Here is a 3,686-nt window from a genome sequence, read left to right on the forward strand (position 1 = left end):
TAAATGCCATCAAGGATGTAGATTTCCCAGTTTTAGAGCTGGCACAAAGCAATATTGTCCTGCTGGACCGAATGAACGAACTGATGACTAATGCGGCCAGTACCGGTGAACAGGATATGCTGGACCATGCCAAGGGCTTGGCCGATAAGATTAAACAGAACCTGAAGCAGCAACAGTCGCTGCTGCCAGACGCAGCCGGTAGTCTTTCTGCTGTCCAGACCAATCTCGATCAGTTTACGGCCATCTCATTCAAGCTGACCCAGGATATGATCGATGGCACCATGGATTTCAGTAAAATAGCTGAAGTGGCTGGCAAAAAAGCCAGTCTGCTGGAGGAATTGACCAAACAACTGAAAAATTTCAATGCGGTCAGTCATCAAAACTTTACCACCACTGTAGCCGATGCCATTGAAACAGAGCAAAGCAACTTATCAATGGGTGCATTGATTGGGTTGATTACCGTGACCGTTACGGTGCTTATTTCCATAAGTATCATCTTATTGATTACTCGTGGTATCGATATGATTGTTAGTTCGCTGAGGGATATAGCGGAGGGTGAAGGGGATCTGACTCGTCGAATTCAGCTGGACAGTCGTGATGAATTGGGCGTTCTGGTCCACTGGTTTAACCTCTTTATTGAAAAACTGCACGCTACCATTGGTGATGTGGTTAATGTTATTTCCCCGCTCAGTAATGCCTCCCGTGATTTAAGCAGTCTGTCTCACGAAACCTCAGAAATTTCTTCTCAGCAACGCGTTTCTACCGAATTTATCAGCTCGGCAATGGAAGATATGTTGATCAGTGTGTCGCAGGAAAATGAGAAGGCCAGAATCGCTGCAGAGACTTCAACCGAGGCGAATAATGATGCTCAGGAAGGCCTGCAGATCGTCAATAACACCGTTAACTCAATTAATGAGCTGGCTGCAGAGGTTGAACGAGCCTCTGAGGTTATCGTCAAACTGGAATCCGATACAGAAAGTGTTGCCGGTATTCTCGATGTGATCAGAGGTATCGCAGAGCAAACCAACCTGCTGGCTCTCAACGCCGCCATCGAAGCCGCAAGGGCAGGTGAGCAGGGCCGTGGCTTTGCCGTAGTCGCTGATGAGGTAAGAACTCTGGCTTCAAGAACCCAGGAGTCAACACTGGAGATCCAGAATGTGATCGAGCAGCTGCAAACAGCCGCTCGTTCTGCCGTAACGGTAATGGAGCAGGGCAAGTCACAGGCTCAAAACAGCGTCACTCAGGCTGGTACTACCGGTACTACTCTTGAAAATATCACCACCAAAGTGGCCTCAATTACTGAAAACAGTCTGGAAATTTCCGAGGCGATGGAAAAACAGCGTGAATTCGCTTTGTCCATCAAAGAAAAAGTGGTCGATGTGCATGACGGTGCTCAGATTGCTGATAAGAACACGTCACAGGTTTCAGATCTCAGCGGCTCTCTGAAGCAGTTTGCAGAACAGCTTGAGAAGGTGTCTGCACAGTTTAAAGTATAGGTTGAAGCTGAAACCGCAAAACAGGTAGAGAAATATGCCGGATATAGGTCCCATTTCAAAACCAGTCAATGTGCCTGCCAAACCTGTCAGGCAGCAGCAGGTTCGCAATCGTGATTCTGCTGTTGCCAAAAAGCTCCCCGAATATCGCCCGGATACTGAACGTCGCAAAGGCCAACGCCGAAAAAAAAATAGCCCCGTGTTACTCAATCTGCGGACCGGGCATGATCGGCGCAGAAGTGCGGGTGGTATAGATTTATCTGCCTAAATTGATTGCTGGCTGGCAGGTGTCATTAGGATCCGTGCGGCACTGAATAGCCTCCTTTGATGTTGATCGGTTTTATCTATTACATCCATCGAAACAATTATTCCCATTTCTGTTTTTGCTTCTATAGAATCTTTTCCATACTTTGAACGTTGTAGAAGGAATCAGTCGTGTCCAACTTTGATTATGATCTGTTTGTAATAGGTGCCGGTTCTGGCGGTGTGCGCGCCAGTCGTATGTCAGCAGCCAAGGGAGCCCGGGTGGCCATCGCAGAAGACCGCTATATGGGTGGCACCTGTGTCAATGTTGGTTGCGTTCCAAAGAAACTTTACGTCTATGGCTCGCATATCCACGATGAAATTGAAGGGGCCAAGGGGTTTGGTTGGAATATTTCCGGTGTGGACTTTGACTGGCCAACTCTGAGAGACAACAAAACTACCGAGATCAGTCGCCTGAATGATGTCTATCGCAACATTCTCTCGTCCAATAACGTCGAACTGATTGAAGGACGGGCGACTATTACCGGGCCTAATCAGGTTGTGGTGGGTGATAAGACATACACGGCTGAACGCATATTGATTGCCACTGGTGGCTGGCCCATGATTCCTGATATCCCCGGGAAAGAGCACATTATCACCTCTAATGAGGTGTTTGATCTGGATGTATTGCCACACAAAGCCATGGTGCTGGGTGGTGGATATATAGCAGTGGAGTTTGCCGGGATCTTCAAAGGGCTTGGTGTTGATACTTCACTGATCTACCGTGGCCCCATGTTTCTACGCGGTTTTGATAACGAAGTGCGAAATTTTGTTAAAAACGAGTTGGATCAAAAGGGCATCGATTTACGTTTTGAGACCAATATTGTCGCCATTACAAAAACATCGGATGGGCGTCTTGAAGTTGAATTGACCACTGGCGACAAAGACATCGTCGACTGTGTACTGGCTGCTACCGGCAGGGTACCCAATATTGCCTCTCTCGGACTTGAAAATACGGCCGTAACTCTGGATGCCAAAGGGTTCATTGAAGTGGACTCAGGTTTTCAAAGCCGCGAACCCAGTATCTATGCCGTTGGCGATGTGATTGGTGGTCCGGCGCTGACTCCGGTTGCTCTCGCAGAGGGCATGGCGTTGGCACATAATCTCTATGGTAATGACTCGACCGTGAAGCAGGTTGATTATTCCAACATAGCCACCGCGGTTTTCTGTCAGCCGAATATAGGTACTGTCGGCTTGTCGGAGGAAGAAGCGTTAGAGCAGGGTTATGGGCTCAATATCTATACCACCGATTTTAAGCATATGAAGCACACTCTGAGTGGTCTCAATGAGCGAACGTTTATGAAGCTTATTGTGGATAAAAATACCGACAAGGTCCTGGGCTGCCACATGGTTGGCAGCGAAGCAGGGGAGATAATTCAGGGTATAGCCATCGCGATGAAGGCCGGTGTGACCAAGGCTCAGTTTGATGACACTATCGGCATTCATCCAACCGCTGCTGAAGAATTCGTCACCATGCGTGAGATAACGCGAACTGCAGGTTGATTTATCCAATAAAAACAAAGAGCTATAAGCAATTTATAATGTTGTTTATAGCTCTTCTTTGGTGTCTATACCATCAAAGAACAGCACTCCGGGCTTATTCGCCTTCAGGCTGGATATGGCCTTCGAGACAGATCGACACAGCTCAAGACCCTTAGTGTCATTTTGAAAGACCCAGAATACATCCATAACAGCCAGCTTAAACTTCGGATCATATTTAACATAATCTTGAGCCTTGAGACTCTGTATGGCCTCCAAAGTGGTGGCGTGATCGCCAAGAACCGCATCAATGCGTCCGGCAATCAACATTTTAATATTTGCTACATCATTTTTTGAGTATGTGATCTTCAGGTGTGGTCGAGCGTATAACTCATTGCCATAGCTGTAGCC

General features: G+C 47.4%; 3 protein-coding genes. 2 read left to right on the top strand and 1 reads right to left on the bottom strand.

The window, feature by feature from the left end:
• Both ACPXV9_RS15770 and gorA read left to right on the top strand, forming a co-directional pair.
• Positions 1–1,496, top strand: a 1,496-nt coding sequence (locus ACPXV9_RS15770) for a methyl-accepting chemotaxis protein (RefSeq protein ID WP_423899034.1), incomplete at its 5' end; no start/stop codon positions are given.
• A 432-nt stretch (positions 1,497–1,928) separates the two neighbouring features.
• The gene (gene gorA / locus ACPXV9_RS15775; RefSeq protein ID WP_423899035.1) at positions 1,929–3,299 is read left to right on the top strand and encodes a glutathione-disulfide reductase; all 1,371 of its coding nucleotides are present in this window, start codon (positions 1,929–1,931) and stop codon (positions 3,297–3,299) included.
• A gap of 45 nt (positions 3,300–3,344) precedes the next feature.
• Here the strand turns inward: gorA and ACPXV9_RS15780 are convergent.
• The coding region (locus tag ACPXV9_RS15780; protein ID WP_423899036.1) for a hypothetical protein at positions 3,345–3,686 on the bottom strand (342 nt) is incomplete at its 5' end.

The organism is Candidatus Pelagadaptatus aseana (genome assembly GCF_040362265.1).
Lineage (GTDB): Bacteria > Pseudomonadota > Gammaproteobacteria > Pseudomonadales > Cellvibrionaceae > Pelagadaptatus > Pelagadaptatus aseana.